We start from the raw sequence: 26,222 nt of genomic DNA on the forward strand, positions 1-26,222 counted from the left end.
CAGCGTGGCCGCACAGCGGCTGGAGGCACCGCGCACCACGCTGCATCTCTACATTCAGCGCCGTGACGGGCTGGAGAGCATGGTGGGTGAGCGCGGCAAAGCCGTGTCAGGAGGCGAGCGTTAGCGGCCCACGCGCTGCCGAAATAGCCACGCCTGCTGATCCTGAACGAAACCGCATCCGCGCTTGACGCGGTGGCGGAGGAGGCGCTGCGCGCTCGGATGACCATGATCGTGATCACCCGTCGGCCCAGCACGGTGGCGCGTGCCGATCGGGCGCTGATGCTGGAGCGGGGCCGGATAATCGAAACCCGGCCCGAGGCGCTGATCACAACGCCCCATGTGCGTGCCCCGCCCTGAGACGGCGCAGCCCGCCCGCTCCAATGGTCTACACCGGGCCTTACATCACAACCGTATGAACCGATTGCACAACAACCCAAACCCCCATCATAGAGGCGTATCCGAGGACGGTGGGGATGATAACTTTGGCCATTCTGGCACTCCTTTCCTGGCACCCGGCAGGGGGTGCGGTGTGTGCCGCGGAGGCTGATCACCTCTGCGATCTGAATGTCAGGTGGGATGCAAAGTCTGACATAAAAACCCCTGTCGCCGTCACGTCTGATCACCCTGCCGGGACGGCGCTGTAACACGCCGGGCGGCTTCACCCGCCGTCACTTTTCGTTGCAACCGCACAACAGGGGCTTGATCAAAAAGCGTTTTTCAGGCCCTGCTGAGGCATGCGATTTGCTCTGATCCTTTTGATGATTGTCTCAGCCTGCGGGCGTCCGCTGACCCCAAATGAGACGGCCTTTGCCCAAACCATCCACGGCGATACGCTGGATATCTCGCGCGTGCGTCTGGTCGATGGCGCGCCGACGCGCGCCGTCACCTTCCGCCGCAAGCCCCGGCCCCGGACCACCTGCCGGGAGCGCATTCTGCCCCCCGCGACGGATGAGATCGTGACCTCCAAACCCGCGGCTGTGGCCCTGTGGAACCGCATCCTCTTTGACAAGGACTGGTATGTGGAGGATTACCTGCCCGACTATCCCGACCAGATCAGCCTCGTGGCGGCCATGCTCTTTGCGCATGAGATGGTGCATGTCTGGCAATGGCAGAACCGGCGGGAGACAGGCTACACCCCGCTGCGCGCGGCCTTTGAACACGGGGGCACGCGTGACCCCTACCTCTTTGATCTTGAGACGGAGGCGCGATTTGGGGACTACGGCTTTGAGCAGCAAGGCACCATTATGGAGGAATATGTCTGCTGTCGCGCACTGGACCCCGGTGCTTCCCGCACCGCGCGCCTGCATGCTTTGATTTCTGAGGCGATGCCGGTCAAACCCCTGCCGGCCGCGCGCGAGTATGACGTCGGCCTGCCCTGGAACGGCGTCGAGATTGAGGGCATCTGCAGCTAGAGCATCCGCGCTGCGCCCCAAGCACAGAAGCGCAAGCCTGACCTTAGCGCTGTTGCAGGTCGTTCAGATAGGCCAGCAACTTCGCCAGCGGCGGAGTCATGCGCAGCCGCACCCCATCCACGCGCACCCGCTGACGCTCCTCGCTCTGCAGCGCGCTGAACCCCGCCATCGGCCGCAGCGTCTGGCCGCCGACCGCATATCCCTCAAGCAGGGCCGCTACCCTCTCAGCCGGGAAAACCCCGCCATTCCGCGCTGCAAGCCCCGTCAGATCAGGCGGCGTCCGGCCAAACCCTTCCACGCCGCCACCGCCACCGCCTCTGGCATCACCACCATGGCAGATCGCGCAGTTTTGCGCGTAGAGTTCAGCGCCGCTTGGCGCTCGGTCGTTCCCGCCGCAAGCGGTGAGCATCATGCAGACACACAGAAAGATCAAAGGCACGCGCATCCAGACCCGCCTCACCAGGCGCCCGCTTCTGGCCGGGGCGCAATCGGCCTTGCCCACGCGCCCGCGCGCAGCCATGGTCCCCTCAGCTTAAAGGAGATGTATGAATGGCCCATTACGCCCTGATCATGTTGCTGGCAGGACTTGGAATTCCGGTGCTTGCGGCGCTGAATGCGGCCCTTGGGGTCCGCATCGGCTCCCCATCGGCGGCGGCCACGGTGCTCTTCGTCATGGCGTTTCTCACCGCCGCGACGGTGATGTTCGTCACCGGGCCACAGGCTCTTGGCAAAGTGGTTGCTGCGCCGCGTCACCTGCTTTTGGCCGGTGTTCTGATCGCCTTCTACGTGCTCTCCATCACCTATGTGGCCCCCCATTTCGGCGTGGGCAACGCGGTGTTCTTCGTCTTGCTGGGGCAGTTGATCAGCACCGCGTTGATCGACCACTTCGGCCTCTTTGGCGCACGTGTTACGCCAATTGACGCAACCCGCGCCCTCGGTATCGGACTGATGGCGGCAGGCGTATTTGTCACCCAGAAGGTCTAGCGCGACACGCGCGACGTTGCGCAATCCCAGCCATCACCCCGGCGCTGTATCCAGTTTCGCAGGCCCCAGGGACAGTTCCACCAACCGATCCCAGGTGTCCTCTGCCACCGAAACCGGGTCGATATCCTGAAGCGACTGGCCGGGCATGCGTGCGCCCTCGTCCGCCGCAACTGCCTCCGCCAGGGCCGCCACCCGCGCGGCAAACTCGGGCGAGGTGGTCGGGTCCATCACAATGTAGAACTGGCCAAGGTCGTGATGCGGCCCGTCCGGCGCCTTGAGCGGTTTCACATTGCGCGACAGAACAGAGCCGGTCATGCCTGCCGCCAGAATCTCAGCCATCAGGCCAAACCCCCAGCCCTTGTAGCCTCCCGTCGACACCAGCGATCCGCTCAGCGCCGCACTTGGGTCGGTGGTGGGCTCACCTGCCGCATCCAGGGCCCAGCCCAGCGGGATCTGCTCGCCAAGCGCCTTGGCCATCGTGATCTTGCCCAGAGCAACCGTGGTCGTGGATTGATCGAACTGCATGGCAATGCCGCCCTGCCCGTCCGGCACGGAAAAGGCGATCGGGTTGGTGCCAATGACCCGCGTCTTGCCTCCCGGCGCCGCCACAATGGGCGAGGCGTTGGTGAACCCGATGGCAATGAACCCGGCCCGCGCGATCTGTTCGGTGAAATAGCCCAGGGATGTGCAGGTATGGGCATGCGCAACCGCCAGCGTGGCGGTACCAAACCGACGCGCCGCATCCAGCGCCGGCACCAGCCCCAGCGCAAAGGCGGGCTGCGCAAAGCCGTATCCTGCATCGACACGGATACTGGCCGGGCGCGGGCTGGACACAACCGGATCCACCGTTCCGTTCACCCGCCCGCTTTGCAATTGCTGGCAGTAACTTTCCACGTAGTAGAGACCGCAAATCTTGTTGCCCCGGCCTTCCGCCTGCCGCACGGCGCGGGCAACCTCAGCCGCCGCAAAGGTCGACGCTCCATGCGCCAAAAGCGCCTTTTTGGTCAGCGCTTCGATCTCATTCAGTTGGTGATGCCCCATCCCGGCTCCCTACCTTCGCCTTGCTCCAAACTGGGCGAAAGGGACCGCGCGCGTCAAGCGGGACGTTGTGCTCCCCCCAGAGGGATGAGTTGCCCCGCCTCCAGCCGGATTTGCCGATCCATACGGGCGGCAAGCTCCATGTTGTGCGTGGCGATCAGCGCCGACAGGCCAGTGCCCCGCACCAGATCCATCAGCGCCGCAAAGACCTGGTCGGAGGTTTCCGGATCCAGATTGCCCGTCGGCTCATCCGCCAGCAGCAGCTTGGGTTCGTTGGCCAGCGCGCGACAGAAGGCAACACGCTGTTGCTCCCCACCGGAGAGCGCTGCGGGACGGTGATCTGCACGGGCGGCGATGCCGACCCGGTCCAGCAGATCCTGCGCCCGGGTCTGCGCCTGCGCGCGCGGCACGCCATGTGCGAGCTGCGGCAGCACGATGTTCTCCAGGGCCGAAAACTCCGGCAAGAGGTGGTGGAACTGGTAGATGAACCCGACATCCGCGCGCCGCGTCGCGGTGCGTCGGGTGTCGGACAGATCGGTCAGATCCTGACCCGCAATCTCGACGCGGCCCGTATCCGCCACGTCCAACAGCCCTGCGATATGCAGCAGCGTCGACTTGCCCGCCCCCGATGGCGCCACCAGGGCCACAACCTCCCCCCGCTGCACGCTGAGATCAACGCCGCGCAGAACCGAGACCTCCCCAGGCGTGCCGCGATTGTAGGATTTCTCGATGCCCGACAGCATTAGGGTTGCGTCACTCATAGCGCAGCGCCTCAACCGGGTTCATCCGCGCCGCGCGGCGGGCCGGGAACAGCGTGACGATGAAGGAGAGCCCCAGCGACAGCGCCACCGCCGAGAGCACGTCATTCAGGTGCAGCTCCGCTGGCAACGCATAGATGCCCCGGATCGACGGATCCCAGACACCGCCCCCCATGACCAGGTTCACGAAGGAGAAAATCGGATCGATATAAAGCGCGAAGAGCGACCCGAGGATGACCCCGCAAAGCGTGCCCAGAAACCCGGTGAAAGCACCGCAAATGAAGAACACCCGCAGGATCGAGCCTTGGCTCAGACCGATGGTGCGCAGGATGCCAATGTCGCGCCCCTTGTTTTTGACCAGCATGATGAGACCCGAGACGATGTTCATCGCAGCAATCAGAACGAGGATGGAGAGGATGATGAACATCACATTGTCCTCCACTTCCAGCGCCCGCAGGAACCCGCCTGAGGCGTCCTGCCAGGTCCAGACCTGCGCTGTGCCTCCGGCGGCGGCAAAGAGCGCAGGCACCAGCTGATTCACCTGCTCCGGACGCTCAACCATCACTTCAATTTCGTCCGCCAAACCCTCTCTATTAAAGTATATTTGAGTCTCCTCAAAAGGAAGATAGGCACGCGTGCGATCAATGTCATAGCGCCCGGCGGTGAAGATATAGGTGACCTCATACGCGTTCACCCGGGGCGAGGTGCCAAAGGCCGTCTTGACCCCGTCTGGCGAGATCAGCTTGACCCGGTCGCCGATGCCCACGCCAAGTTCCCGCGCGACGCCTGAGCCCAGGGCGATGCCCTGCGGGAAGCTGGTGATATCACCCCGCGCTGTCTCGGGATTGGCGATGCGCGGCAGAGTTTGCAGATCGTCCGGGGCGATGCCGTAGACCTCCAGACCTGCGTTTCTGCCCTGGAACGCGGCCATCACCTGACCGCGCACAAGCGGGGCTGCACGCGTGACACCCGGCACCTCCGCCAGACGCGCAGCGAGGTCGTCATACTCGGCAATCGACCGGTCCACCTGCCCGTTCTCAGCAACCGTTCCGATGGAATAGACGGTCACATGCGCGTTTGAGCCCAGGATGGTATCCACGAACTCCGCCCGAAATCCTGAGCGCACAGCCAGCGTGGCGATCAGGGCAAAGACCGCGAGAGTGATCCCGAGAAAGCTGATCCAGGTCATGACACTGACGCCACCCTCAGCGCGGCGGGCGCGCAGATAGCGCCAGGCGATCATCCATTCAAAAGGGGCAAAGGGTGGAGGGGAGGCGGCCATCGAAAATCCGTTCATTGAGTTGCGCGCAACCTGAGGCTTTGCCCCCGGAGGGTCAAGCCGACAGCGCGCGCCTGCGCAAAGGCCAGCGCAGCGCGGCCAGCAGCCCGCGACAGATCAGCGTGCCCAAGACGAAGCCCACAGTGGCAAAGATCGCGGCCGAGAGCGTCAGCGGCAGAGCCGGCTCAAAGACCTGCCAGGCGCGCCGGGCCACATCCACATCCGTCAGACGCGCGGCGTGATAGGCGCGCATGAAGGGCCCCTGCCCGGACAGGACCTCCAAATCCGCAGTTAATGCCGCGTGGCGCTCAAAGGTGCGCTGCATGTCGGCACGGCGCCGTTCGATAAACTCCGCGCCTTGCATTTGTCGCAGGGCCTCTGCCCGGCTCAGCCCCTCTGCCGCAGCGGAGGCATCGAAATCGGCCACAACCTCCTCCAGCGCATCCACAGCCCCGCCAAGGCGTTGCAGATACTGCTGGGAAAATGCCGGAAATTGCGCGGCGCCAAAGGCTCCGGTCAGCCCGGCGGCCAGCGTGATGGCACGAAGGATCATTTGCCTCGCTCCTGCTCGCCCCCCGGCGGCACATGCAGATTACCAGAGCGGCAGCCCTGCGCAAAGCCTCAGATATAGGTGTGGAACGACCGGGTGCCCATCATCTGCACGTGCTCGCTGCTGTGCATATCGCCGTAGATCTCGGCGATCTTTTTCACAGCCTCCTCGGGCGGCAGCTCCTGGCTGTCACCGGTGCGGCGGCTGGTCAGCTCCACCACGCCGTTCTTAAGCCCACGTGGCCCCACGGTAATGCGCCAGGGCAGACCAATCAGATCCATGGTGGCGAATTTCCCGCCTGCCCGCTCGTCGCGGTCGTCATAAAGCGGCTCAAGCCCCAGCGCCGTGAGGCTCTGATAGAGCGCGTCACAGGCGGCATCCGCCTCCGCATCGCCCTGTTTCAGGTTCACGATCCCACAGTGATAGGGCGTGACACCTTCGGGCCAGATGATGCCCTTGTCGTCATGGCTGGCCTCGATGATGGCCCCCACAAGACGGCTGACGCCAATGCCGTGGCTGCCCATATGCACAGGCGTCGGCTTGCCGTCGGGGCCTTGCACCGTCGCGCCCATCGCGTCGGAGTATTTGGTGCCGAAGTAGAAAATCTGCCCCACTTCGATGCCACGCGCGGTGCGCCTGCGCGCCTCCGGGATCTGATCGAACAGCGCCGGGTCGTGGGTTTCATCGGTGCGGGCGTATTTGGTGGTGAACTCTTCCATGATCGCGGCGCATTGCTCGACGCTGTCATAGTCGATCTCACGGTCGCCAAAGGTCAAATCGGTCACCGCGCTGTCGTAGAAAACCTCCGACTCGCCTGTCTCGGCCAGCACGAGGAATTCATGCGTGTCATCACCACCGATAGGGCCGGAATCCGCACGCATCGGGATCGCCTGCAGCCCCATGCGCTCATAGGTGCGCAGGTAGCTGACCAGATGACGGTTGTAGGCGTGCAGCGCGTCTTCTTTCGTAAGGTCAAAGTTATAGCCGTCCTTCATAAAGAACTCGCGCCCCCGCATCACACCAAAGCGCGGGCGCATCTCGTCGCGGAACTTCCACTGGATGTGGTAAAGCGTCAGCGGCAAATCCTTGTAGCTGCCCACATGGCTGCGGAAGATGTCAGTGATCATCTCTTCATTGGTGGGGCCGTAGAGCATGTCGCGGTCCTGCCGGTCGCGAATGCGCAGCATCTCGGGCCCGTAGGCATCATAGCGCCCGCTTTCGCGCCAGAGATCGGCGGATTGCAGCGTGGGCATCAGCATCGGGATGTGACCCGCACGCACCTGCTCTTCATGCACGATGTTTTCGAGCTTGCGCAGCACCTTGAAGCCCAGCGGTAGCCAGGAGTAGATGCCCGCCGCATTCTGCTTGATCATGCCCGCGCGCAGCATCAACCGGTGCGACACGATCTGCGCCTCGGCGGGGTTTTCACGCAGCACAGGCAGGAAATAGCGGGTCAGGCGCATGGGGTGTCCTCTCTCATCTCAGCCTCGCCCTGATAGGCCAAAGCGGGGGGGCTCGCAATCGCGAAACCCCGGGACAGGATTGCTGGTTTTGGCCGCTCAATGGTGACGTGTGCAAATATTACACAAATCTCACAAGCGCGCGAGCGGCCTGATCTGCCGGGGAAATCGCGCCGTACCTCCCACATGTCACCAAGGCGTGACCACATTTGAAGGAGATTTAATCCATGACACAGTTCCGCAAACTCGCAGCCATCGCCGCCACAGCTCTGACCCTCGGCTCCGCCGCTCAGGCGGCTGATATCGTTGAAATCGCCTCGGGCGATGAGCGCTTCTCTACCCTCGTGGCCGCAGTCTCCGCCGCCGGGCTGGTCGAGACGCTGCAAGGCCCCGGCCCCTTCACCGTCTACGCACCGGTGAACGACGCCTTCGCCGCCCTGCCGGACGGCACGGTCGAGACGCTGCTGCAGCCTGAAAACAAAGGCCAGCTCACAGACGTGCTGCTCTATCACGTGGATGACCGCAAACTGACGGCAGAGATGATCCCCACTGGCGCCAATTACTTCAAGCCGGTGCTGGCTTCGGAGCGGCTGTGCATCAGCAAGGGCGCCGAGGGTGTCTCGATTGCCGATGGCACAGGTGAAAGCGCCAATGTGATCATCGCCAATATCGAAGCGGACAATGGCGTGATACACGTGGTCGACAAGGTGTTGCTGCCGGGCACGCGCCCTGCCTGCCACTAAGCAGCCCAAACCCCGACAGAGGCCCCGTCTTCGGCGGGGCCTTCTGCCGTGCGACCACTGTGACCACGTAGCCTTCCCCCTTGAATGCCCCGCGCGCATGGGCGATGTGAAAGGATACACGCAACCGGAGCATCCCGCATGGCCCTGCCTGTCCACAAACAATTGCTTTATTGGGGCATCGCAGCCGTCGTCTTCTGCGTGCTGCTCTGGGCGCTGGGGCATGTGCTTTTGCCTTTCGTGCTGGGCGGCGCCATCGCCTATTTCCTGGATCCCGTCGCCGACCGGTTGGAGAACATGGGCCTCAGCCGCATTGCCGCCACCGGGCTGATCACCATCGTGGGCATCCTGATCTTTGTGATGATGGCGCTGCTCGTGATCCCGACTTTGACACAACAAGCGCTGCAGCTCGTCAATGTGGCGCCCGACTATGCGCGCAGCATCACCACCTTCCTGACCGAGCGCTTCCCGTCGCTGCTCGATGAAGGCTCGGCGCTGCGGCAATCGATCAGCTCGCTGGGTGAGACAATTCAGAGCCGGGGCGCGGAGCTTTTGAACACGGCGCTGACCTCGGTGGCCTCGCTGCTCAATGTCGTGGTGCTGCTGGTGATCGTGCCCGTGGTCTCGGTGTACCTGCTGCTCGACTGGGACAACATGGTCGCCCGCATCGATGAGCTTTTGCCCCGCGACCACGCGGGCACCATCCGCCAGCTGGCGCGGGAGATCGACGCGACGCTCGCGTCCTTCATTCGTGGGATGGGCACCGTGTGCCTGATCCTCGGGACCTACTACGCGATTGCGCTGATGATCGTGGGGCTGCAATTCGGTCTGGTGGTCGGATTCGTTGCGGGGTTGGTCACTTTCATTCCCTATCTCGGCGCACTGATTGGCGGGGTACTCGCCATTGGTCTCGCACTTTTCCAGTTCTGGGGTGATTGGGTCTCCATCGGGCTGGTGGCGGGCATCTTTGTGGTGGGTCAGGTGGTTGAGGGCAACATTCTCACGCCCAAACTGGTGGGCGACTCGGTTGGGCTGCACCCGGTCTGGCTGATCCTCGCACTGTCGGTCTTTGGCGCAGCTTTCGGCTTTGTCGGCATGCTGGTCGCGGTGCCGGTGGCGGCGGCCATCGGCGTCATCGCACGGTTTGCCGTCGACCAGTACAAACGGTCACTGCTGTATCGCGGGCAGTCCGGGCAAGGCGAGGGCTGACATGGCCGAACAGCTGGGCTTTGAGCTGCCAAGCGTTCCCGCGCTTGACAGGGCCGACTTTCTGGTCGCCCCCTCCAACGCCATTGCTGTGGCCCTGATTGAGGGCGGCGGGGCCGACAAACTCGTGCTCACCGGGCAGGATGGCGCGGGCAAGACCCACCTCGCCCATGTCTGGGCCAAGCGGCATGGCGCGCGGATTATCGCGGCCACAGCACTGGCCGAGGCTGATGTGCCGGACCTGGCGCAAAGCTCTGTTGCGGTGGAGGATGTCCCGCAGGTCGCCGGGAACAGCGCGGCCGAGCACACGCTCTTTCATTTGCACAATCTGGTTCTGGCCAATGGCCATGCGCTGCTGCTGACGGGGCGCAGTGCCGTGCGCGACTGGGGCATTGTGCTGCCCGATCTCGCCAGCCGGATCGCAGCGGCGCCTGCGGCCCCGCTTGACCCGCCAGACGACACGCTGTTGGCCGCCGTTCTGGCCAAGCTCTTTGCCGACCGACAACTGACGCCTAAGGCCGACCTGATCCCCTACCTGCTGCGCCGCATGGATCGGTCTTTTGCTGCCGCGCAAGACATCGTCCAGCGCCTCGATGACGCCTCTCTGGCACAAAAACGCCCAGTTTCTCGGACACTTGCGGGTGAGATTCTGGACAAGGATGACACCCGCGCGCGATAACTGTCACAGACAAGTTACAAGGAGCCCGCAAAAGCCCGTCATGACACAAACCAACTTCCTCATTGCCGATTTTCCCGCTGCGACCGATCTGCCTGACTTCGAAGCCGACGGCCCGGGCCGCTTCTTTAACCGGGAGCTGAGCTGGCTGGGCTTCAACTGGCGTGTCGTGCAGGAGGCGGAGAACCCGCGCGTGCCCTTGCTGGAGCGGCTGCGGTTCCTGTCGATCTCCTCGGCAAATCTGGATGAGTTCTATACGGTGCGTGTGGCGGGCCTGCGCGAGCTGGCCCATGCAGGCAACACCACACCGGCCGCTGACGGGTTGACCCCGGCAGAGCAGCTGCGGCTGATTGACGAAAACGCCCGCAACCTGCTGGAGACGCAGCAACGGGTGCTGGTCACTCTGTTCAAGGAAATGGAGGCGGAGAACATCTCCGTCCTGCGCGCGCCGGACCTGAGCAAGAAAGACCTGGCCTATCTGGAGGAGGTATTCCTGACGCAGGTTTTCGCGGTGCTGTCGCCGCTGGCCATCGATCCCGCGCATCCCTTCCCCTTCATCCCGAACACCGGCTATGCGCTGGCGCTTCAGCTGGAGCGTGTTTCGGACAAACGCCCGTTGCAGGCGCTGCTGCCAATCCCGGCGCAGATCGACCGCTTTGTGGCCCTGCCCGCGCCCGAGGGGCATCACCGTTTCCTGCCGATGGAGGAGCTCTTGGTGCTGAACATCGGCGGGCTTTTCCCGGGCTACAAGCTCAAGGCGCATTTCGAATTCCGCGTGTTGCGCGACAGCGACCTGGAGGTCGAGGAAGAGGCCGAAGACCTGGTGCGCGAGTTCGAAGTGGCGCTGAAACGGCGGCGGCGCGGCGAGGTGGTGCGGCTGACCCATTCTTCCGGCGCGCCCGAAGCGCTGAAATCCGTGATCATGGATGAGCTGGGTGTCGGGCAGGAAGAAGTCATTGAAATCAACGGTATGATCGGTGCAGCGGCTTTGAAGGAGCTGGTGCTGGACGCACGACCCGATCTGCTTTGGCCGATGTTCACTCCACGTGTGCCGGAACGCGTCATGGACCACGATGGCGACATGTTCTCGGCCATCCGTTCCAAGGACATGCTGCTGCACCACCCCTACGAGACATTCGACATGGTGGTGCGTTTCCTGCAACAGGCGGCACGCGACCCCAAGGTCGTGGCGATCAAACAGACGCTTTACCGCACCTCGCGCGACAGCCCGATTGTCGAGGCGCTGTGCGAGGCGGCGGAGGATGGCAAGTCCGTCACCGCCCTGGTGGAGCTGAAAGCGCGTTTTGACGAGGCCGCCAACATCCGCCAGTCGCGGCGGCTGGAACGGGCAGGCGCGCATGTGGTCTACGGCTTTCTCGACCTCAAGACCCACGCCAAGATCTCCACCGTGGTGCGCCGCGAAGGCAACCAACTGGTGACCTATACGCACTATGGCACGGGCAATTATCACCCGATCACCGCGCGCATCTATACGGACCTGTCGCTCTTTACATGTGACGCGCGGCTTGGGCGCGATGCCACCAAGGTGTTCAACTACCTCTCCGGCTATGCGCAGCCTGACACGCTCGACAACCTTGCCATCTCCCCCACCACGCTGAAACCGCGCCTGCTGGAGCTGATCGCGGCGGAAGCCAAACACGCGCAGGCGGGCAAACCGGCTGAGATCTGGGCCAAGATGAATTCGCTGATCGACAGCGAGGTCATCGACGCGCTCTATGCCGCGAGCCAGGCGGGGGTGAAGATCAGCCTCGTGATCCGGGGCATCTGCGGGCTGCGGCCCGGCATCAAGGGGCTGAGCGAGAACATCCGCGTGAAATCCATCGTTGGGCGCTTTCTGGAGCATTCGCGCATCGTCTGCTTCGGTAATGGCCACGGGCTGCCACATAAGAAAGCGCGGGTGTTCATCTCCTCCGCCGACTGGATGGGCCGGAACCTCAACCGCCGGGTCGAGACGCTGGTGGAGATCGAGAACGACACCGTAAAGGCCCAGATCGTCAGCCAGATCATGGCGGCCAATCTGGCAGATGTCGCGCAAAGCTGGGTCATGGGGCCGGATGGCAGTTTCGAGCGCCCAGCCTTGCCGGAAGGCGCTTTTGCCTTCAATTGCCACCGGTTTTTCATGGAAAACCCGTCGCTTTCGGGGCGCGGCTCAGCAGGCGCGTCGGATGTGCCGAAGCTGACACACACCGAAGATTGATCTGACAGATCGGACCACCTTGCGCTGACAGCTCTGTTGACCCATAGCCCATTATTGCACAGGGTGACGCCAACATACTTCGGACGCCGCAATGAACCAAGCCACCGACCTGCCGGACGTGACAGACGGCCTGCCCCCTGATCATCCCGATGCCGGCCTCTTTGGCCGTCCGCTGTTTCAAGACCCAAGCGCCCGGGCGCTGGCGCGGGTGGGCGTTGTGGATGTGGGCTCCAACTCCGTGCGGCTGGTGGTGTTTGACGGCGCGGCACGCTCACCCGCTTATTTCTACAACGAAAAGATCATGTGCGCCCTCGGCGCGGGCCTGTCTGAGAGCGGGCAGCTGAACCCCGAAGGTCGGGTGCGCGCGTTGAGCGCGCTGCGCCGGTTCCAGCATCTGGCGCAGGGTATGGGCCTGCCGGAGCTGACTGTGGTGGCCACCGCTGCTGTGCGCGATGCTGCTGATGGGCCAGCCTTCCGTGAAGAGGTGCTGCGCGAGACGGGGCTGCGCATCTGGGTGATCGATGGCGAAGAGGAAGCGCGGCTCTCCGCGCAGGGTGTGCTGCTGGGCTGGCCTGGCTCTTACGGGCTGGTCTGCGACATCGGCGGCTCGTCTATGGAACTGGCGGAGATTTCCGACGGGCGCGTCGGACGGCGGGTCACCTCGTCGCTGGGGCCGCTGAAACTGCAGGGCATCAAGGGCGGCAAGCGTGCCCGCAAGGCCCACATCAAGGATACGATGCTGAACCTGAAGGAGAAGATGGGCGCGCAGCGTGACCGGCTGTTCCTCGTTGGCGGCTCATGGCGGGCGATTGCGCGCATTGACATGCACCGGCGCGACTACCCGCTGCATGTTCTGCACGAATACCGCATGACCGCGCGCAGCGTCAGCGCCACGGCCAAATTCATCGCCGAGGCGGACCTGGAAGAGCTGCGCGCCGCCTGCGGCATTTCTTCGGCCCGAATGAGCCTTGTGCCGCTGGCAGCCGAAGTGCTCAGCCGTCTGGTGAAGACGTTCAAGCCCAAGGACATCGCCATCTCCAGCTACGGCATTCGCGAAGGCATGCTTTATGAACAGATGCCGCAGCGCCTGCGCGACCGCGATCCGTTGATCGAGGCCTGCCGCTTTGCCGAAGCCAAGGACGCGCGCATGCCGGGGTTTGGCAAACTGCTTTACGGCTTTATCCATCCACTGTTTCGTGCGGTGCCCGCACCGCGGCGGCGGCTGATCAAGGCGGCGTGCCTCTTGCATGACGTGAGCTGGCGCGCGCATCCCGACTACCGGGCCGAGACCTGCTTTGACAACGCCACGCGCGCCAACCTCGGCGGGCTGAAGCATTCAGAGCGGATCTATCTCGGGCTGGCCCTGCTGCACCGCTATTCCAACAAGCGGCAAGGCACACGCTTTGACGGCCTCTATGACCTTATCGACGAAAAATACCAGCTTGAGGCCGAAATCGTCGGCAAGGCCATGCGCTTTGGCGCCATGCTCTGGATGACCCAGGATGCCGAGCGTGGCACGCTGCGCTGGTTTCCCAAGAAGAAAGAACTGCACCTGATGCTCACGCCGGATATGGTCCCGCTTTTTGGAGAGGTGGCCGAAGCGCGGCTGATGTCACTGGCGGGATCTCTTGGCGCGCAGGTTCAGATCAAGAAGATGCGCCGCACTGCTCAGAGATCGATCTGAGGCGGCATGTCCTCGTCAGGCGGGGTCTCCTGCTCAGGTTTGCGCCGGATGATGATGTCGCCGTTGGGCAGGATCTCCGGCGCCTCATAGGCGGACCAATCCTCGACCTGATCCATCAGATCCATCAGCGCGGGCCCCATTTGCTGCATAAACCCGCGCATGCTGTCAAAGGCCGGCTCCATGTCCTGCAACAGCCCTTCGAGAAACTGCTGCATGCCCCGCTCCATCGGTGAGGGCGGCGCATCCTCCTCAGCCGACAGAGGTGCTGCCGCAGCAGCACAGATCACCAATCCCATCAAAAGCTGTCTCATGAGGAAAATATAGGTCGCCCCGCGCGGCTTTTCGAGATCAGATATCGAGATCAAGCGTCACCGGAAAATGATCAGACGCCGTCACCAGCGCCTCGCGCAGGGCCGCGTCCGCCCAACAGTCCGGGTCATCCAGCGGATGCCAAATGCGCCAGGCCGCGGCACGGTCCTTGAGGTCGGGCGTGACCATCACATAGTCGAGCAGCGCCTGCAGGAACCGCTTCTCCTGTTTGATCCAGAACCGCGCAGAGGTGGGTGCCGCACCCAGCCGCGCCGTCAGCGCCTGTCGCGCATGCGGGTCGAACAGCGCGCCCCCCGCGCCATCCATGACAATCTCAATGGAGGATCTGCCAAAAAGCCCCTCGAACTCATCCAGCCCCGGCCCGTCATTGAGATCGCCCAGCACGACAAGCGAACGATCCTCCGCCAGCAACTGGTCGATCCGCGCGCGCAGCCAGATCGCCTGCGCCAGTTGCTTGCGTCGGTTGGCAATCGCCAGCTTCATCGCGTGGGCGGCGTTGCGCGCACCATGCGGCGCCTTTGACTTCAGATGCGCGCCAATCAGGTGAAATCTTGTGCCTGCAGCGGTCTCCAGCTCAAGCTCCAGCGGCGGCTTGGAAAACCGCACCTGATCACGGGTGGCATCCACATCCAGATCGATCTCGAAGGTGCCATCGAAGCGCGGCACCGTGGCATCGCCGGGTCGGGGTGCATGGCGGGCGCTCAGCGCGTCGGGATCATAGAGCAGCGCCAGCTCCTGCTGCGTCTCGTTCACAAACCCCATGACGGCGGACCGTGCCCGCAGGCCGAAGCGCTCCGCAAACTGCTCCAGCGCCGCCACCGTGTGCCGTCTGCCGCTGGAATCCGGGGCCTCCACCACCAGCACCGCATCGGCCTCAAGCCGCTGAAAAACAAGACCAAGCGCCTCTGTCTGCTGCGCCCGGGTGATGTTGTGGCGCGCCGACCAACCGCCATCCATCAGCAGATTGTTGTCATCGTCAAAAAGCGCGTTGAACCAGGCCACATTGTAGGTCGCCAGCCGCATCAGACCTCGGCACCGGCAATCTCATCCCAGGCCCGGTTGATGTCGGCCATGCGTTTCTCGGCCAGTTGCATGGCTTCGGGCGGCAACCCGCGCGCCATCAACGCGTCGGGGTGGTTCTGGCGCACCAGCCTGCGCCAGACGCGGCGGACCTCGTCGAGCGGCGCGTCGGGTGCCACGCCCAGCACCGTATATGGATCTTGCTGCGCGTCAGGTGCAAAGCGCATGCGCAACCGCTTGAATTCCGCTTGTGGCACGCTGAAGATCTCCGCCACACGCTCCAGAAACGCATCTTCATTCGGGTGATAGAACCCGTCCGCCATGGCGATATGAAAGAGCCCCTCCAGCAGATCGTGCAAAATGCCGGGCTGTTCCGAAAACATATCACGGATGCGGGTGGCGTAGTCTTCATAGCCCGCCACATCCTGCCGTGCGAGGTTGAAAACCCGCGCCGCGCCCTGCTCATCCTGCGCAGCGATATGAAAGACCTCCTTGAAGGCGGTGACCTCATCTCGGGTCACCTGCCCGTCAGCCTTGGCCATCTTGGCCCCCAGCGCAATCACCGCAATGGTAAAGGCGACAGAGCGTTCCGGCGGGCTGCGCAGCCGGTCAAAGACCGCGGCCAGGCTCTCGCCTGCAGCAAGGGCCGCGAGGGCGTCGGAGATACGGGACCAGATGGACATGGGCCCTAGCTTAGCCGTTGCCCCCGGCAGTGTCAGGAGGCGAAGCGTCGCGTCAGAGGATTTTCTGCATCAGCACAAGATCCAGCCACCGCCCGGCCTTGCGCCCCACCTCCGGCATCCGCGCGACCTCGGTGTAGCCAAGCCTTGCGTGGAAGGCCTGAGCAGCGGTGTTGGTCTCGCTTATCGCCGCCACCATCACGTGTTTGCCCTGTTGTCGTGCGGCGTCCTCGGCCGCGTGCATCAAGGCGCGCCCCATCCCGCTGGCCTGCGCGTCCGCCGCAACGATCACCGTATGCTCTACCGTGGCGGTATAGCCCGGTCCGCCGCGAAAAGGACCGAAGGTGACAAAGCCCACCACACCTGATCCCTCGGTTGCAACGAAGACAGATCCTGATCGCTCCGCAATCAGCACCTCCAGCTCGGCGGTCGATTTCTCGATTGTGGTGAAGGTCGACAGCGTCTCGCGGATCATCGCGTTCCACAGCCCGGCGATGGCGGGCGCATCCCCCAGTGTCGCCGCGCGGATCATGAAGACAGCTCGCGGGGGCCGTACGGTGTGTCCAATTCCGCCCATAGGGCCGCAGGTCCGGTCTCATACCGCAGGCGATCATCCGTCAGATGAACCGCAAGTATCGCCTTCAATGCCTCCGCCTCCGGATGACGGATCGTCAGGCGGCGCAGTTGAACGCCGGACGGCGCCAGCATCCCCGCCGGATGTCGCGCCGTGTCCCATTGGATCAGCGCAGGCGCGCAACTGTCAAAGGGCAGCCGACCATCGGCAGGCACCGCCATGCGCCACCGCAGATCGCCGCGCTGCAAGGCAACCGGCTCACCCAGCCCTTCCGGTAAAGCGGCGATGTCCGTGACGATGTCATCGCTTTGGCAGATCCAGTTTGTGAGCCGCGCGGGGCCGTGGAAACGGTCCAGATCGAACCACCGGGGTCGGGTGGGCTGCGGCGCATCGGGGTTGATCGCGATGGCCTCCAGATAGAGGCCATCCTCCAGCCCCAGCAGGGCGTTGTGCGTGTGAAATACCGCATGTTCGCCGCCGGGCTGCAGCGCCACGCCAAGCGCCTCTTCCACATGGGCCTGCGCTGCGGCAAGCGACTGTCCCGCGATGGCGAGATGATCGAGCTGCAGAGCCACCGGTTAGCTCCGCGCCTCGCGGATCAGGCTCAGAATATCCTGCGCGGCCTTGGGGATGTTGGTGCCCGGCCCAAAAATCGCCTTCACCCCCGCATCGTAGAGGAACTGGTAGTCCTGCTGCGGAATCACACCACCGCAGATCACCAGAATGTCTTCGGCTCCGGCCTCTTTCAGCGCTGTCACAAGCTGCGGCGCCAGCGTCTTGTGCCCCGCCGCCTGGCTGCTGATGCCGATCACATGCACGTCGTTGTCGACCGCGTCCTGCGCGGCCTCGACAGGCGTCTGGAACAGCGGGCCCACGTCCACGTCAAAGCCGATGTCGGCAAAGGCGGTGGCGATCACCTTGGCGCCCCGGTCATGCCCGTCCTGCCCCATCTTGACCACGAGCATGCGCGGGCGGCGGCCCTCGGCTTCGGCGAATGCCTCCACCGATTTCTGGATGGCGGCAAAGCCTTCATCGCCTTCATAAGCCGCGCCGTAGACTCCAGCGAGGGTTTTCACTTCCGCGCGGTGGCGGCCAAAGGTCTTTTCCATTGCCATGCTGATCTCTCCCACTGACGCACGTGCCCGCGCCGCTTCGACTGCCGCTTCGAGCAGGTTGCCACCCTCCGCCGCCCGCCGGGTGACCTCGTCGAGCGCTGCGGCGCAGGCCGCCTCATCCCGCTCCGCGCGGATCCGCTCCAGCCGGGCGATCTGGCTACTGCGCACGGCGGCGTTGTCGATATCCAAGATGTCGATCAGATCTTCGCTGTCGCGGCGGTATTTGTTCACGCCCACGATCACCTCGGTGCCCCGGTCGATCCCCGCCTGCCGTTGGGCGGCGGCTTCCTCGATCCGCAGTTTCGGCATGCCCGAGGCCACCGCCTTGGTCATGCCGCCCATCTCTTCGACCTCTTCGATCAACGCCCAGGCAGCTTCGGCCAGATCAGCGGTCAGCTTCTCGACGTAATAAGAGCCCGCCAGCGGATCGACAACATTGGTCACGCCGGTTTCTTCCTGCAAAATCAATTGCGTATTGCGCGCAATTCGACTGGAATTCTCAGTCGGGAGCGCAATCGCCTCGTCCAGCGCATTGGTGTGCAGTGACTGTGTGCCACCCAGCACCGCGCTCATGGCCTCATAGGCGGTGCGGATCACGTTGTTGTAGGGATCGTGCTCCTGCAGGCTCACGCCGGAGGTCTGGCAATGGGTGCGCAACATGGAGGACTTTGGGTTCTTCGGCGCGAATTCTTCCATAATCCGTGCCCACAGCAGGCGCGCCGCGCGTAATTTCGCCGCCTCCATGAAAAAGTTCATGCCGATGGCAAAGAAGAACGACAGGCGCCCGGCGAACCTGTCCACGTCCATGCCGCGCGCGATGGCGGCCCGCACGTATTCGCGCCCGTCCGCCAGCGTAAAGGCCAGCTCTTGCACAAGGTGCGCGCCCGCCTCCTGCATGTGATAGCCGGAGATCGAAATCGAGTTGAACTTCGGCATATAATCACTTGTATACTCAATGATATCTGCGATGATTCGCATGGATGGATCAGGCGGATACACATAGGTGTTCCGCACCATGAACTCTTTCAGAATGTCGTTCTGAATGGTGCCGGAGAGCAGCGATTTGTCGTGCCCCTGCTCTTCCCCCGCCACAATGAAATTCGCCAGGATCGGGATCACGGCACCATTCATCGTCATCGAGACGGAGACCTTGTCGAGCGGGATGCCGTCAAAGAGGATTTTCATATCCTCGACGCTGTCGATGGCCACACCCGCCTTGCCCACGTCCCCCTCAACCCGCGGATGATCACTGTCATAGCCGCGGTGCGTGGCAAGGTCGAAGGCGACGGATACGCCCTGCTGGCCAGCAGCCAAGGCGCGGCGATAGAAGGCGTTGCTTTCTTCGGCGGTCGAAAACCCGGCGTATTGGCGGATGGTCCAGGGGCGACCGGCATACATCGTCGCCTTCACACCGCGCGTGTAGGGCGCCTCGCCGGGAATGGTGCCCAAATGCGGCAGGCCCTCCACATCCTCAGCGGTGTATAGCGGCTGAACCTCGATACCTTCGAGGGTCTTCCACGTCAGCGCGTCGAGCGGTTTGCCCCGCAGCTCAGCCTCAGCCAGGTCGCGCCATCTGTCTCTCTTCGTGCTCATCACCATGTCCTTTTGTTTGCGCACCGGTCGGCAGTGTTTGTCCTGCTCTTATCGGTGCGCCATCCTCTGTCAGCGTGGCAAGGCCGTCAGCGCCCGCCACCAGCCACATCATGTCATCTGCATACCGCTCTCTCAGCGCGGCTGTTTCCTCCGGCGTGAACGGGTTCCAACGCCCCATGCCAAAGGGCAAAGCGCTGCCATCAGCGCTCCTGTGCGCCAGTCCGCGCCGCAGTTCCGGCAGGTTTGGCGCGCGGTTCAGCCATCGGCGATCCCTGTCCAGCGGTGCGGACACACCTGTGCCCGCCTGCAAGAAAGCCTCGGGTCGCCCGGCAAAGGCCTCAAACGGCAGCACACGGATCGGAACGCCGGGCAGCGCCTGAGCAAGATCAGTAATGACATCGCGCCAGCTGCGCTCCGATGCCGCGATGGCTTTCAAAACCGCGCGGTCCGGCACCTCATGTCCCTGCGCCACGGCATCGGCCAAGGCTGATCCCCAATAGTAGTCAAGGCTGCGCGGGCAGAACAGGACTCCAGCGATTTGCTCGTCAAGAGCACTCACAGCCGCCGCTATATGTGCGCTGATCTGCGGATAAAGGGCCGCGGCGGCGATATTCTCCGCCACTGTTCCGATCATCGCTTCATCGCTCAGGACAAGCGTACTTATCCCACGCGAACGGGCCGCGCCCACCTGCAACGCAACACGCCCCTCCGTTGCTGCCCGGGCCCCGCGCGCAGGGCCGCAATAGGCAACATCAACGGCCGCCAACGGCTTTGCGTGGCGGCGCATATAATCCTGAAAGCTCTTTGTTCCGGTGCGATGCGCACCTACGTGAAGGAGAACGTCCATGACGTGATCCGTTGCTTTTGCGGCGGCCGCCCCGCACGGCCAGAAGGTTGGGGATAAGTCAAACACTACACCCAATCCCTTGCTGTGGATTTAATGGTAAATAAGCGCGCATTGCCCATCGCATATCCGCGCAACGGGCCTATATTGGACCACACAGGAGGCGCGATGAAACCGATATTACCCCTTGTTCTGGCGTGCTTTTTTGCCAATGGCACAGCCGCCCAGACAGCTGAAGCCTTGCCCGAGCCAGAGCTGTTCGTGACCATGGAAGACGCCGATTTGAACCAATTTAAGTGGAAAAACCGGCCCGTGGTTGTGTTTTCCGACAGCGCGGACAACCCCGCCTTTGTCGAGCAGATGCGCTTGTTGGAAGAACGACCTGCCGAATTGATCGAACGGGATGTTGTGGTGATCACCGATACCGACCCTGATGCAGGCTCCGAGTTGCGCAGAAAGCTGCGCCCGCGCGGATTCATGCTGGTGCTGATGGGCAAGGACGGCGCAGTCAAACTGCGCAAGCCCTTCCCCTGGGATGTGCGTGAGATCAGCCGCAGCATCGACAAGATGCCCATGCGCCAGCGCGAAATCCGCGAGCGCAAGGATCGCGCCATCACGCGATAAGCCGACCTATCCCTCGCGCCCACGCGCATTGTCTTATTCGAACTCCATGATGATATCATCCACAGCCAGACTGTCGCCTGCGGCTGCGTTGATTTTCGACACGACCCCCTTGCGCTCCGCGCGCAGGATGTTCTCCATCTTCATCGCCTCGATGGTGCACAGCGCTTGCCCGTCCTGCACTTCGTCGCCCACGGCCACGTCCATTTTCACCACCAGACCCGGCATCGGGCAGAGCAGCATCTTGGAGGTGTCGGGCGGCAATTTCTCCGGCATTTTGCGCGCCAGTTCCGCCTGCCGCGGCGTGCGCACATGCACCTTGATCTCGGCGCCCCGCGTGCGGATGCGGAAGCCGCCGCTGATCTTGCCGACTTTCAGCACCAAAGGCGCATCATTGACGGTCATCTCGGCCAGCTGATCGCCCGGCGTCCAACTGCCGCTCACGCGCAGATCGGTGCCGTCTTCGAACCGAACCGTCGAGCCGTCCTGATCCGCATCCACCACAACGTCATAAGACTGCCCCTGCAGGCGCACGTTCCAATCGGCACCCACTTTGCGTTCGTGATTGTCCATGCGGCCCGAGACGCGCGCACGGCGGATCTCGGCGACGCGGTGCATGGCGGAACAGGCCGCGGCGATGCGCATCAGTTCTGCCTCCGGCAATTCAACGCCTTCGAAGCCATCGGGGTATTCCTCAGCGATGAAGGCGGTGGTCATATCGCCCGAGACAAACTTCGGATGATCCATCACCGCCGAGAGGAACGGCAGGTTGTGCCCGATGCCTTCCACCTCGAAGCTGTCCAGCGCCACCCGCATCGCCTCAATGGCCTCCCCCCGCGTTGGCGCCCAGGTGCAAAGCTTGGCGATCATCGGGTCGTAATACATGCTGATCTCGCCGCCTTCATAGACGCCGGTGTCATTGCGCACCGCCGCCGGACCTGAAGGCGCCTCGCCCTGCCACTTGTCATTTTCCAACAATGGCCCCGCGGCGACTTCCATCGGCGGGCGGTAGCGTGTCAGGCGGCCAATCGACGGCAGGAAGCCGCGATAAGGGTCTTCAGCATAAAGCCGGTTCTCGATCGCCCAGCCGGTGAGGGTCACGTCGTCCTGCGTGATGCTGAGCTTTTCACCGTTGGCCACACGGATCATCTGTTCCACCAGATCAACACCCGTGATCAACTCGGTCACCGGATGTTCCACTTGAAGACGGGTGTTCATCTCCAGAAAATAAAAGTTCTTTTCGCCGTCGACGATGAACTCCACCGTGCCCGCGCTGGCATAGCCCACGGCCTGTGCGAGCGCCACCGCCTGCTCACCCATCGCCCTGCGCGTGGCTTCATCCAGGAAGGGGCTTGGCGCCTCTTCGACCACCTTCTGATTGCGGCGCTGGATCGAGCATTCCCGCTCGCCCAGATAGATGCCGTTGCCATGGCTGTCACACAGCACCTGAATTTCGATATGGCGCGGCTGGGTGACAAATTTCTCAATGAAAATCCGGTCATCCCCAAAGGAGTTCGCCGCCTCGTTCTTGGACGACTGGAAGCCCTCGCGCGCCTCGTCATCGTTCCAGGCGATGCGCATGCCCTTGCCGCCACCACCCGCCGAGGCCTTGATCATCACCGGGTAGCCAACCTCACCCGAGATCTTCACAGCCTCTTCGGCGTCCTCAATCAGCCCCATGTAGCCCGGCACGGTGGAGACACCGGCCTCCTGCGCGATCTTCTTGGAGGTGATCTTGTCGCCCATCGCCTCAATGGCGCCTTTCGGCGGGCCGATGAAGGCCACGCCTGCGGCCTCCAGCGCTTCGGCGAATTTCGCATTCTCCGACAGGAAGCCATAGCCCGGGTGCACGGCCTGCGCACCGGACGATGTGATCGCCTCCATGACCTTGTCAATCACGATGTAAGACTGGTTGGCGGGCGGCGGGCCGATATGCACCGCCTCATCCGCCATCTGCACATGTAGCGCCTGCTTGTCGGCATCCGAATAGATCGCCACCGTCTTGATCCCCATCTTACGGGCGGTCTTGATAACGCGGCAGGCAATCTCGCCGCGGTTGGCGATCAGGATCTTATTGAACATGGGGTGTCCTTTTGGAAATGCGTAAGGAAGTCAGTGCGCAGAACGCAAAACGCCGCGCGTGACGGGCACGCGCGGCGATGGTGTCAGAGGGATGTGTTACGAGTGCGGGATCAGTTGCACTTGCTGGGGTAGATCTGGCAGTAGGCCACATTGGCGCCTGCGCCGATGGCCGCCCCGCGCAACGCACCGCCACCGGTGACAACTGCGGTGCCCGCGCCGATGGCCGCGCCACCAACCGCCTGCTCGCCAAGTGTTTCGCCGCAAGCAGCAAGCCCCGCACAGGCGGCAAGCGTGAGAATGATCTGTTTAACTGGCATGGTTCATGTCCTCTTAAAGTCACTGCGAACACCCTGCAAACGCAGGGCGCGCCTCGTTTATTCCATGCCGGTGAGCGCCCCATGAAAAAGGCGGGCAGTGAGGACAAAAACATGTCACACTGCCCGCCAGGGGAAGGGGTACGAATAGTGTACACAGACACGGTGCGGGGATATTCGCGCGTGGCTGTATCAACGACAATACTCGCACTGGTTGAATTTTCCAGTGTTTTTGAACGAGAATCTCGGCCATGAGCCAGAGATTGCCAGTTGAGAGGGAATTCCGGCGAAATCATGCCGATCCGCCCTCAAAAGCCTCTGGGAAGGACTGGCGGGCGACCGCCTCATTGATCACCAGCACCGCGTCATAATCCGCCGGGTCGAACGGGTCCGTGGCGGGCAGCACCTCCCGCCCGAAGAGCCACGACAGGCGGCCCGCATCCAGATTGCCGCGCACGAAAGGCTCTGTTCCGAAATGCGCCCAAAGCGCCTGAAAGAACGCCGCATCCGCGCGGCGGTCGGCTGGCTTGCGATCCTTGAAGCGCTCACGCCGCGTCAGCGGAGTGACACCGCGCGGATTAAATCTGCGAAGGGTGAAATGGTAATCCGTGCCCGGCAGCCTGCCGGGAAATCCGCGATGTTTCAGCATAGCCATCCCCATCGCGCGCGGGGCCGACACATCGGGGCGAGCCACGCCAGCCCCGATGTGAAGGATTTAGAACTTGCCGGTTTGCACCGGTTCCGTCGTGATCGGTTCAGGCTCAACCACGACATATTCTTCCTGCTCGTTGGCACATGCGGCGACGAAGGCAACAAAACCCAGCGCTGCCAGCAGTTTGATGCTCTTGGACATCTGTATCTCCTGTCACAATATTGAGGGACCAGGCGCCTGAATGGGACGCCCTTCCCTTTTGGGGCGAGACAGCCCGATGGGCTGCTCGATCGCACCATATGAAAACGCTCCGGCAAAAGAAACGCCCACAGCGCCGATCCGCCAGACGCCGCCGTCTGGACCGCGGCTTTCCGCCGAAACGGTCCGTATTGCCGATGATCAAGTCTCAGCATCAAAGCCCCTCCCAGACGCAGACGCCAGAACTGACGCGAAAAATGTCAATGAATTGAGTGGCATCCGGGTCCGTGCTGCCAAAAGGGACATCGCGATCCAGCAGGGTCACGGCCACGATATCAGCGGCAAGCCCATAGTCCGCCATGTAAGGCAGCGCCACGGCGGTGCAGAGATGCTCCAGATCAGGCTCAGCATCGGCAAAGCTGACACTGCCGCCGTCGCGCGCGATCTCCGGGGCCAGAAAGCGAAACCGCAGCCAGCTTTCCTCACCCACCCTGTCGGTCAGCACCTCATAAAGCGTGACAGGCTGGCCGGAGGGCACCTCAAACACCGGCACCGCACCCGCCGCCGCAAAGGCAATGGCCGGGGCAACGCTCATGCCGCCCTGCCCTGCAATCTTGCAGATGTCATCTCAAAACCCCGCATGACGCCGCCCTCTACAGCGGAATGTTGTCGTGCTTTTTCCACGGCATCTGGACTTGCTTGTTGCGCAGCGATGCAAAGGCCCGCGCAATGCGCTTGCGCGTGGTGCGCGGCATGATCACTTCGTCCACAAACCCACGTTCGGAGGCCACAAAAGGGTTTGCGAACCGGTCTTCGTAGTCCGCGGTGTGCTGCGCGATCTTCTCCGCATCACCGAGATCGGCGCGATGGATGATCTCGGTCGCGCCCTTGGCGCCCATCACCGCGATCTCCGCCGTGGGCCAGGCATAGTTAAAATCCGCCCGCAGGTGTTTGGACGACATCACCACATAGGCTCCACCGTAGGCCTTGCGCGTGATCACCGAAACGGTCGGCACCGTCGCCTCGCCATAGGCAAAGAGCAGCTTGGCGCCGTGTTTGATCACACCGCCATATTCCTGGCTGGTCCCGGGCAGGAAGCCGGGCACGTCTATCAGCGTCAGAATCGGGATCTCAAACGCATCGCAAAAGCGCACAAAGCGAGCCGCCTTGCGCGAGCTGTCAATGTCGAGGCACCCGGCCAGAACCATCGGCTGGTTCGCCACCACGCCGACTGTGCGCCCTTCAAGCCTGATGAAGCCGGTGATGATGTTGCGCGCGAAATCCTCCTGGATTTCGTAGAAGTCGCCCTCATCCGCCAGCTTCAGGATCAACTCCTTCATGTCGTAAGGCGTGTTCGGATTTTCCGGCACCAGCGTATCAAGTGATGTCTCGATGCGGTCCGGCTCGTCAAAGAACGGGCGCACCGGCGGGCGCTCGCGGTTGTTGGCGGGCAGGAAGTCGACCAGACGCCGCACCTCGGCCAGCGCCTCGACATCATTTTCAAACGCGGCATCCGCCACTGAGGATTTCTTGGTATGGGTGCCCGCCCCGCCGAGTTCTTCTGCGGTGACATGTTCGTTGGTGACGGTTTTGACCACATCGGGGCCCGTCACAAACATGTAAGAGCTGTCTTTCACCATGAAGATGAAGTCCGTCATCGCGGGGGAGTAGACCGCCCCGCCCGCGCAGGGGCCCATGATCACGCTGATCTGCGGCACCACGCCAGAAGCCATGATATTGCGCTGAAAGACCTCGCCGTAGCCGGCCAGCGAATCCACACCTTCCTGAATACGCGCACCACCGGAATCGTTGATGCCAATAACCGGTGCGCCGTTCTGAACGGCCAAATCCATGATCTTGCAGATCTTCTTTGCATGGGTCTCGGAGACCGAGCCGCCAAGCACGGTGAAATCCTGACTGAAGACATAGACGAGGCGCCCGTTGATCGTGCCCCAACCGGTTACAACGCCATCGCCTGCGGGCTTTTCCTGTTCCATGCCGAAGTCGGTGCAGCGGTGGGCGACAAACATGTCGAACTCCTCGAAACTGCCCTCGTCCAGCAGCAGATCAACGCGCTCGCGTGCGGTCAGCTTGCCACGGCCATGCTGGGCGTCAATCCGCCGTTGACCGCCACCCAGTCGCGCCGTCTCCCGGCGCTCTTCCAACTGGTCCAATATGTCCTTCATGACGCCCC

At 63.0% G+C, this 26,222-nt stretch carries 28 protein-coding genes; 9 read left to right on the top strand and 19 right to left on the bottom strand.

Annotated features, from left to right (window positions below):
- The first annotated feature begins 219 nt into the window (after positions 1-219).
- Both So717_RS00955 and So717_RS00960 read left to right on the top strand, forming a co-directional pair.
- A complete protein-coding gene (locus tag So717_RS00955; RefSeq protein WP_159974342.1) occupies positions 220-357 on the top strand; it encodes a hypothetical protein in 138 nt (45 codons plus the stop codon).
- Between the two features lie 377 nt (positions 358-734).
- Positions 735-1,412, top strand: a complete 678-nt coding sequence (locus tag So717_RS00960; RefSeq protein WP_159974343.1) for a hypothetical protein — start codon at positions 735-737, stop codon at positions 1,410-1,412.
- A 43-nt stretch (positions 1,413-1,455) separates the two neighbouring features.
- On the opposite strand, the gene So717_RS00965 is transcribed toward So717_RS00960, so the two are convergent.
- Complete coding sequence (locus So717_RS00965; RefSeq protein WP_159974344.1) at positions 1,456-1,857, bottom strand: c-type cytochrome; 402 nt, start codon at positions 1,855-1,857, stop codon at positions 1,456-1,458.
- A 104-nt stretch (positions 1,858-1,961) separates the two neighbouring features.
- Between So717_RS00965 and So717_RS00970 the strand changes: the two genes are divergently transcribed.
- Complete coding sequence (locus So717_RS00970) at positions 1,962-2,396, top strand: DMT family transporter (RefSeq protein ID WP_159974345.1); 435 nt, start codon at positions 1,962-1,964, stop codon at positions 2,394-2,396.
- A gap of 33 nt (positions 2,397-2,429) precedes the next feature.
- On the opposite strand, the gene So717_RS00975 is transcribed toward So717_RS00970, so the two are convergent.
- From So717_RS00975 to proS, 5 genes are all read right to left on the bottom strand, one after another.
- A complete protein-coding gene (locus tag So717_RS00975) occupies positions 2,430-3,437 on the bottom strand; it encodes an Ldh family oxidoreductase (protein WP_159974346.1) in 1,008 nt (335 codons plus the stop codon).
- Positions 3,438-3,490: 53 nt separating this feature from the next.
- On the bottom strand, positions 3,491-4,195 hold the full coding sequence (locus tag So717_RS00980; protein ID WP_159974347.1) for an ABC transporter ATP-binding protein: 705 nt from the start codon (positions 4,193-4,195) through the stop codon (positions 3,491-3,493).
- Positions 4,188-5,474 carry a lipoprotein-releasing ABC transporter permease subunit gene (locus tag So717_RS00985; RefSeq protein ID WP_159974348.1) on the bottom strand — a complete coding sequence of 429 codons (1,287 nt, stop codon included), beginning with the start codon at positions 5,472-5,474 and terminating at the stop codon, positions 4,188-4,190. Before So717_RS00985 ends, So717_RS00980 begins: the two co-directional genes overlap by 8 nt.
- A 52-nt stretch (positions 5,475-5,526) precedes the next feature.
- Positions 5,527-6,024 (bottom strand): DUF2937 family protein, encoded by a 498-nt coding sequence (locus So717_RS00990; protein ID WP_159974349.1) that lies wholly within the window; start codon positions 6,022-6,024, stop codon positions 5,527-5,529.
- 68 nt (positions 6,025-6,092) lie between these two features.
- The gene (proS, locus tag So717_RS00995; RefSeq protein ID WP_159974350.1) at positions 6,093-7,484 is read right to left on the bottom strand and encodes a proline--tRNA ligase; all 1,392 of its coding nucleotides are present in this window, start codon (positions 7,482-7,484) and stop codon (positions 6,093-6,095) included.
- A 224-nt stretch (positions 7,485-7,708) separates the two neighbouring features.
- Here proS and So717_RS01000 point away from each other — a divergent pair, with 224 nt between their 5' ends.
- The 5 genes from So717_RS01000 to So717_RS01020 all read left to right on the top strand — a co-directional run bounded on the left by So717_RS01000 (position 7,709) and on the right by So717_RS01020 (position 14,005).
- Positions 7,709-8,224: a fasciclin domain-containing protein gene (locus tag So717_RS01000; protein WP_159974351.1), complete on the top strand. Its 516-nt coding sequence runs from the start codon at positions 7,709-7,711 to the stop codon at positions 8,222-8,224.
- A 138-nt stretch (positions 8,225-8,362) separates the two neighbouring features.
- The gene (locus So717_RS01005; protein ID WP_159974352.1) at positions 8,363-9,430 is read left to right on the top strand and encodes an AI-2E family transporter; all 1,068 of its coding nucleotides are present in this window, start codon (positions 8,363-8,365) and stop codon (positions 9,428-9,430) included.
- A gap of 1 nt (position 9,431) precedes the next feature.
- Positions 9,432-10,106: an HdaA/DnaA family protein gene (locus tag So717_RS01010; protein WP_159974353.1), complete on the top strand. Its 675-nt coding sequence runs from the start codon at positions 9,432-9,434 to the stop codon at positions 10,104-10,106.
- A 40-nt stretch (positions 10,107-10,146) separates the two neighbouring features.
- A complete protein-coding gene (locus tag So717_RS01015) occupies positions 10,147-12,321 on the top strand; it encodes an RNA degradosome polyphosphate kinase (protein WP_159974354.1) in 2,175 nt (724 codons plus the stop codon).
- A 91-nt stretch (positions 12,322-12,412) separates the two neighbouring features.
- The gene (locus So717_RS01020) at positions 12,413-14,005 is read left to right on the top strand and encodes a Ppx/GppA family phosphatase (RefSeq protein ID WP_159974355.1); all 1,593 of its coding nucleotides are present in this window, start codon (positions 12,413-12,415) and stop codon (positions 14,003-14,005) included.
- Here So717_RS01020 and So717_RS01025 read toward each other — a convergent pair.
- Genes So717_RS01025 through So717_RS01055 form a run of 7 tightly spaced genes read right to left on the bottom strand, consistent with a single transcriptional unit; the run spans position 13,990 to position 20,164 of the window.
- Positions 13,990-14,316, bottom strand: a complete 327-nt coding sequence (locus So717_RS01025) for a hypothetical protein (protein ID WP_159974356.1) — start codon at positions 14,314-14,316, stop codon at positions 13,990-13,992. The two genes, So717_RS01020 and So717_RS01025, sit on opposite strands and share 16 nt — an antisense overlap.
- 37 nt (positions 14,317-14,353) lie before the next feature.
- Positions 14,354-15,358 (bottom strand): endonuclease/exonuclease/phosphatase family protein, encoded by a 1,005-nt coding sequence (locus tag So717_RS01030; protein WP_159974357.1) that lies wholly within the window; start codon positions 15,356-15,358, stop codon positions 14,354-14,356.
- Positions 15,358-16,038 carry a tellurite resistance TerB family protein gene (locus So717_RS01035; protein WP_159974358.1) on the bottom strand — a complete coding sequence of 227 codons (681 nt, stop codon included), beginning with the start codon at positions 16,036-16,038 and terminating at the stop codon, positions 15,358-15,360. Before So717_RS01035 ends, So717_RS01030 begins: the two co-directional genes overlap by 1 nt.
- A 52-nt stretch (positions 16,039-16,090) precedes the next feature.
- Positions 16,091-16,567: a GNAT family N-acetyltransferase gene (locus So717_RS01040; protein WP_159974359.1), complete on the bottom strand. Its 477-nt coding sequence runs from the start codon at positions 16,565-16,567 to the stop codon at positions 16,091-16,093.
- The gene (locus So717_RS01045) at positions 16,564-17,178 is read right to left on the bottom strand and encodes a VOC family protein (protein WP_159974869.1); all 615 of its coding nucleotides are present in this window, start codon (positions 17,176-17,178) and stop codon (positions 16,564-16,566) included. Before So717_RS01045 ends, So717_RS01040 begins: the two co-directional genes overlap by 4 nt.
- Before the next feature lie 9 nt (positions 17,179-17,187).
- Positions 17,188-19,317: a methylmalonyl-CoA mutase gene (gene scpA / locus So717_RS01050; protein ID WP_159974360.1), complete on the bottom strand. Its 2,130-nt coding sequence runs from the start codon at positions 19,315-19,317 to the stop codon at positions 17,188-17,190.
- Positions 19,280-20,164 carry a hypothetical protein gene (locus So717_RS01055; RefSeq protein WP_159974361.1) on the bottom strand — a complete coding sequence of 295 codons (885 nt, stop codon included), beginning with the start codon at positions 20,162-20,164 and terminating at the stop codon, positions 19,280-19,282. Before So717_RS01055 ends, scpA begins: the two co-directional genes overlap by 38 nt.
- Positions 20,165-20,329: 165 nt before the next feature.
- On the opposite strand from So717_RS01055, the gene So717_RS01060 reads away from it, so the two are divergent.
- The gene (locus tag So717_RS01060) at positions 20,330-20,785 is read left to right on the top strand and encodes a DUF4174 domain-containing protein (RefSeq protein ID WP_159974362.1); all 456 of its coding nucleotides are present in this window, start codon (positions 20,330-20,332) and stop codon (positions 20,783-20,785) included.
- A 33-nt stretch (positions 20,786-20,818) separates the two neighbouring features.
- Here the strand turns inward: So717_RS01060 and So717_RS01065 are convergent, their stop codons facing one another.
- From So717_RS01065 to So717_RS01085, 6 genes are all read right to left on the bottom strand, one after another.
- Positions 20,819-22,864, bottom strand: coding sequence for an acetyl-CoA carboxylase biotin carboxylase subunit (locus So717_RS01065; protein ID WP_159974363.1), 2,046 nt, complete (start codon positions 22,862-22,864; stop codon positions 20,819-20,821).
- Between the two features lie 110 nt (positions 22,865-22,974).
- Complete coding sequence (locus tag So717_RS01070; protein WP_159974364.1) at positions 22,975-23,181, bottom strand: hypothetical protein; 207 nt, start codon at positions 23,179-23,181, stop codon at positions 22,975-22,977.
- Between the two features lie 289 nt (positions 23,182-23,470).
- Positions 23,471-23,827, bottom strand: a complete 357-nt coding sequence (locus So717_RS01075; RefSeq protein WP_159974365.1) for a hypothetical protein — start codon at positions 23,825-23,827, stop codon at positions 23,471-23,473.
- A gap of 66 nt (positions 23,828-23,893) precedes the next feature.
- Positions 23,894-24,031, bottom strand: a complete 138-nt coding sequence (locus So717_RS22005; protein ID WP_174238972.1) for a hypothetical protein — start codon at positions 24,029-24,031, stop codon at positions 23,894-23,896.
- Positions 24,032-24,242: 211 nt separating this feature from the next.
- Entirely contained in the window at positions 24,243-24,623 is a 381-nt protein-coding gene (locus So717_RS01080) for a DUF6497 family protein (RefSeq protein WP_159974366.1), read from the bottom strand.
- Between the two features lie 58 nt (positions 24,624-24,681).
- Entirely contained in the window at positions 24,682-26,214 is a 1,533-nt protein-coding gene (locus tag So717_RS01085) for an acyl-CoA carboxylase subunit beta (RefSeq protein ID WP_159974367.1), read from the bottom strand.
- Between the last annotated feature and the right edge of the window lie 8 nt (positions 26,215-26,222).

This window comes from Roseobacter cerasinus, assembly GCF_009811755.1.
Classification (GTDB): domain Bacteria; phylum Pseudomonadota; class Alphaproteobacteria; order Rhodobacterales; family Rhodobacteraceae; genus Roseobacter; species Roseobacter cerasinus.

Coding starts and splice junctions, on each gene's coding strand:
- So717_RS00955 (WP_159974342.1), top strand. CDS start 220: ATGACCATGATCGTGATCACCCGTCGGCCCAGCACGGTGGCGCGTGCC.
- So717_RS00960 (WP_159974343.1), top strand. CDS start 735: ATGCGATTTGCTCTGATCCTTTTGATGATTGTCTCAGCCTGCGGGCGT.
- So717_RS00965 (WP_159974344.1), bottom strand. CDS start 1,857: ATGCGCGTGCCTTTGATCTTTCTGTGTGTCTGCATGATGCTCACCGCT.
- So717_RS00970 (WP_159974345.1), top strand. CDS start 1,962: ATGGCCCATTACGCCCTGATCATGTTGCTGGCAGGACTTGGAATTCCG.
- So717_RS00975 (WP_159974346.1), bottom strand. CDS start 3,437: ATGGGGCATCACCAACTGAATGAGATCGAAGCGCTGACCAAAAAGGCG.
- So717_RS00980 (WP_159974347.1), bottom strand. CDS start 4,195: ATGAGTGACGCAACCCTAATGCTGTCGGGCATCGAGAAATCCTACAAT.
- So717_RS00985 (WP_159974348.1), bottom strand. CDS start 5,474: ATGGCCGCCTCCCCTCCACCCTTTGCCCCTTTTGAATGGATGATCGCC.
- So717_RS00990 (WP_159974349.1), bottom strand. CDS start 6,024: ATGATCCTTCGTGCCATCACGCTGGCCGCCGGGCTGACCGGAGCCTTT.
- proS (WP_159974350.1), bottom strand. CDS start 7,484: ATGCGCCTGACCCGCTATTTCCTGCCTGTGCTGCGTGAAAACCCCGCC.
- So717_RS01000 (WP_159974351.1), top strand. CDS start 7,709: ATGACACAGTTCCGCAAACTCGCAGCCATCGCCGCCACAGCTCTGACC.
- So717_RS01005 (WP_159974352.1), top strand. CDS start 8,363: ATGGCCCTGCCTGTCCACAAACAATTGCTTTATTGGGGCATCGCAGCC.
- So717_RS01010 (WP_159974353.1), top strand. CDS start 9,432: ATGGCCGAACAGCTGGGCTTTGAGCTGCCAAGCGTTCCCGCGCTTGAC.
- So717_RS01015 (WP_159974354.1), top strand. CDS start 10,147: ATGACACAAACCAACTTCCTCATTGCCGATTTTCCCGCTGCGACCGAT.
- So717_RS01020 (WP_159974355.1), top strand. CDS start 12,413: ATGAACCAAGCCACCGACCTGCCGGACGTGACAGACGGCCTGCCCCCT.
- So717_RS01025 (WP_159974356.1), bottom strand. CDS start 14,316: ATGAGACAGCTTTTGATGGGATTGGTGATCTGTGCTGCTGCGGCAGCA.
- So717_RS01030 (WP_159974357.1), bottom strand. CDS start 15,358: ATGCGGCTGGCGACCTACAATGTGGCCTGGTTCAACGCGCTTTTTGAC.
- So717_RS01035 (WP_159974358.1), bottom strand. CDS start 16,038: ATGTCCATCTGGTCCCGTATCTCCGACGCCCTCGCGGCCCTTGCTGCA.
- So717_RS01040 (WP_159974359.1), bottom strand. CDS start 16,567: ATGATCCGCGCGGCGACACTGGGGGATGCGCCCGCCATCGCCGGGCTG.
- scpA (WP_159974360.1), bottom strand. CDS start 19,317: ATGAGCACGAAGAGAGACAGATGGCGCGACCTGGCTGAGGCTGAGCTG.
- So717_RS01055 (WP_159974361.1), bottom strand. CDS start 20,164: ATGGACGTTCTCCTTCACGTAGGTGCGCATCGCACCGGAACAAAGAGC.
- So717_RS01060 (WP_159974362.1), top strand. CDS start 20,330: ATGAAACCGATATTACCCCTTGTTCTGGCGTGCTTTTTTGCCAATGGC.
- So717_RS01065 (WP_159974363.1), bottom strand. CDS start 22,864: ATGTTCAATAAGATCCTGATCGCCAACCGCGGCGAGATTGCCTGCCGC.
- So717_RS01070 (WP_159974364.1), bottom strand. CDS start 23,181: ATGCCAGTTAAACAGATCATTCTCACGCTTGCCGCCTGTGCGGGGCTT.
- So717_RS01075 (WP_159974365.1), bottom strand. CDS start 23,827: ATGCTGAAACATCGCGGATTTCCCGGCAGGCTGCCGGGCACGGATTAC.
- So717_RS22005 (WP_174238972.1), bottom strand. CDS start 24,031: ATGTCCAAGAGCATCAAACTGCTGGCAGCGCTGGGTTTTGTTGCCTTC.
- So717_RS01080 (WP_159974366.1), bottom strand. CDS start 24,623: ATGAGCGTTGCCCCGGCCATTGCCTTTGCGGCGGCGGGTGCGGTGCCG.
- So717_RS01085 (WP_159974367.1), bottom strand. CDS start 26,214: ATGAAGGACATATTGGACCAGTTGGAAGAGCGCCGGGAGACGGCGCGA.